We start from the raw sequence: 3458 nt of genomic DNA, 5'->3' as shown, positions 1-3458 counted from the left end.
GAATTCGGCAACAAAGCCGTCTCAGATAGGTGTAGTGTGATGAGGGTGGGTTTCGAGGTAGAAGCTTATTATGAGCAATACGATATTTAAAAAAAGACGCTACGGCTCAAGGTGTCGCAAAGCAAAGATTCATTGAATCATTAGCCGAGCCCGATCGGCGCGTAATTTACGATCCTTATGCCGAACACTTTGTTTTAGGCTCAGGGCTGATCAAACTACTGGGTCATAAGGTCAGTGTGTGGGTTACTCGAAAATTTGCCAGAGGCTTTCATGAGCACCTGATCGCGCGAACTCGGTTTATTGATGACGTTGTAAATCAAAGTGCGGCTGAAAATATTGAGCAATATGTGATTCTTGGAGCTGGTTATGACTCACGTGCCTATCGTTTGGGTTTGCCTTCAAAGATAAAAGTGTTCGAAGTTGACCAAGCGGAAGTCCAGTCACAAAAGAGAGCTAAGCTACCTAACCATCTTCAAAGCGCTAATTATGTCAAATATGTCAGTGTCGATTTTGACAGCCAATTGTTGAGTGAGTGCTTATTAAATGCTGGTTTCGAACCAAATAGGCCTACCTTGTTTACTTTAGAAGGCGTGTCTCAATATATTTCTAAACCAGCTCTTTCTGCTACTCTAAATGAACTTCAAATTTTAACTGGCGATAGTCGTACCGTGTTCTGTTTTTCCTACGTTGATGAGCAATTGCTGAACAATCCGGCTGCATGTTTTGGGGTAGGTTATCCAAACACAGCTAAACGGGCAGATACCATCATGAAACTGTCGGCTAAGTTTGGAGAACCTTGGCAGTCTTTGTACTCAACCCAAGAGATTGAAACATTGCTCAACGAAAGCGGCTTTCAGCTCAAGCAACATACCTCGCTAGACGATCTTAATACTTTATATTTCACGCCGAAAGGAAGAGAAGTCCCTCAATCAGAGATTTTGAAGTTAGAGCATTTTGTGGTTGCAACTTCACCCTAAAACTTCGACTATAAAAGACAGCGTTAAGCCCATTAGATCACTAAACCCTTTACTAAGAACCAGTATCTGCTGGTATTTCTTTGTGACGAATTGAGCATTACGAGCCAATTGAAGGGCATTTGTATTCGTGGGATCTACGCTAACACGCTTTGCCCCAAAACGAACTAAGGAGCGAATTTCTATTTCGGGTAATTTTCTGGTTTGAGATACAAAAAGTAATGGATGGCAAGAAGCAAGGCTTGACTCCAAGCCTTTTTATTTTAGTTGCTGGATCCCCTTGATATTTGTAATAACTTTATCATTTTTATTGAGGGTCACTGGTGCTTGTTGCCCTGTATTTTTCCCAAAATATAGACTAGCTGCCAATACTAAGACAGGCATAACTCTTCGAAAATCAACAGCTTAACCCGAAGAGATTACTGTTGTAGTCCATACTTTTTTCATTTTTCCAGTTTTCTTATAAACATCAACATAATAAGCAACAATATTCAAAAAGCGATTATAAATTGTTTTGCTACCTATATGTGTAATTGAACCAGTAACACCGTATGTAGGTGTTAAAGTAGTCGTAGCGGAATATGTCGAAGTATTGCCGTAGATATTCACAGTACCAAAAGTATTTGCAGCACTTACCCCCGTTTTCCCCCAAGGTCGGAACAGAGTATGTCTATTGCTCGCTTCCAGGGACTCCTATGCCAAATCTTTTAAAAGGATTTAAAAGCAAGCGGTATACATCCAGAGTAAATGTTATTATTCAGCCATATAGGATATTGGCTTAGGGAAAGTCCATGTAACACAAAGAGACATTCAGGCAATCGACAAGGTCGTATAAATTTTCCATTATTGTATGAGGTGAATTCAAGTGGGTAATGAACATGGCGCCAAGTACAAAACTAAGAACTTAGAATGAACCAAGATCCGTGCTCTATCATAACTAAAGGCATCTGAATGAAAAAACTCTATACATGAACGCAATAGCATTAACCTTTTTTAAAGTAAGACCTCGAATTTACTTTTACGTGAGAGTAAAGTTTTGGAATAACTGGAGTTATTTATCCGTATTACCATCGACTAGATTGACCTTTATAACATATGTTCCTATCAGATAACCGATAAAACCTCCGACATATATACTTAAAACTTTGTACATTGCAACCTCGTCAATTTGCGAAATCAATCCAACAGAGAGAACAGTCAAAGTACATCTAGTTGAAAATGCGAACAGATAATTCTTCAATGGTATCGTCAATGGTATTAGTGCAACAGACATATACCTTAGAACATCGCTATTAGGCATATAAAAACTGATAATCATACCTAGTGTTATCCCAACTATAGCCCCTAAAAGTCGATGCCTAACTTTTGCTCTCATAGATGATAGTTCTCCAGTACAAACGCTAACGGCAGACCACAATATCCATTCTGAATGTTGCCAATTAAAGTAATAACTAAACAACGTACAAATCAAAACTGATGCAAACACCGATATGGTAGAATTATTATATTCGATATAGATACTACCAAAGTTTATCTTATTATTGCCCGTTTTTGTTAGCAAGCTTATAATAATGCTTGGTAAAATTGACAAAGGTAAGTGCGTCATATAAGTACTGGCTATCTCAGTCTCAGGCACTCCTAACCGATTCATCTCTGTGGATAAATAAAACGCAGGGACGATAATGAATGAGGCATAGATTTTTAAGTTAGAACCATAGCGAGTTAAGTTTAAATAATAAGAGCAAACTAGGCTTGAGAATAAAGAGTAAGCTATTAAATTATCCTGGATCTTGCAAAGGATAATGCTAAGGAATATTATCTGCAAATACTGTACAAAAGTTAATAAAAAGGAGCACTGGAGTGTCAGTTGAGTGATAATTAGAGATGTCGAAATTAAAGCCATCTTGACGTACAAGGAGTCCCCACTAAAGAAGTACATAGAAAGACTAGGTAGAATACCAAATGAAATCAGGTAGAACTCTTTTTTAATAAATGAGTTTTTACTAAACATATTTATACCTTATGCCCAAAGTATCTTGTTAGTTCTTTATTTATAACTTGGTGTATATTTTCTTCATGCTGTGATAGATCTTTTTTCCGATACAAGTGAAATTGACTAGGTGATTCACACTCATAGTTACTCAACTCAAATGATATGTCATTGTCGAAAAATTCTAGCATTATGTTTTTGTTCGCAACAAAATTACCCAACCCATTTCTCAACAACATAACCGCTTGTTTTACATTGAAAACAGAAATGATATCCAATCTGTTTATGTCAACATTGAAATTCTCGCACCAATACTCAAAGTCACGAATTAAGAAGCGATTATTAACTAGGATAAATCTGACGTTTTCCAAGCTATCAGTCGATGTACCATACATTGACAAAGTGTCATTTAATGAAATTACTCTATGAGTATAAATATCTTGGTTAATAACATTAACATCCCCATATGATATTATGAAGTCTTCATTATACTC

General features: G+C 37.0%; 3 protein-coding genes. 1 reads left to right on the top strand and 2 read right to left on the bottom strand.

From position 1 onward, the window contains the following. The first annotated feature begins 77 nt into the window (after nucleotides 1-77). Nucleotides 78-977, top strand: coding sequence for a class I SAM-dependent methyltransferase (locus HW45_RS04515; RefSeq protein WP_038225215.1), 900 nt, complete (start codon nucleotides 78-80; stop codon nucleotides 975-977). 1048 nt (nucleotides 978-2025) lie between these two features. On the opposite strand, the gene HW45_RS30305 is transcribed toward HW45_RS04515, so the two are convergent. After that, a complete protein-coding gene (locus tag HW45_RS30305; RefSeq protein ID WP_443083034.1) occupies nucleotides 2026-2580 on the bottom strand; it encodes an FUSC family protein in 555 nt (184 codons plus the stop codon). Nucleotides 2581-2987: 407 nt separating this feature from the next. Beyond that, a partial coding sequence (locus HW45_RS29905; protein WP_038225210.1) for a hypothetical protein occupies nucleotides 2988-3458 on the bottom strand: 471 nt, incomplete at its 5' end.

It is taken from the genome of Vibrio sp. ER1A, from assembly GCF_000733315.1.
Lineage (GTDB): Bacteria > Pseudomonadota > Gammaproteobacteria > Enterobacterales > Vibrionaceae > Vibrio > Vibrio mediterranei.
This window is presented reverse-complemented; position numbering and strand designations above follow the sequence as displayed.

Coding starts and splice junctions, on each gene's coding strand:
- HW45_RS30305 (WP_443083034.1), bottom strand. CDS start 2,580: ATGACGCACTTACCTTTGTCAATTTTACCAAGCATTATTATAAGCTTG.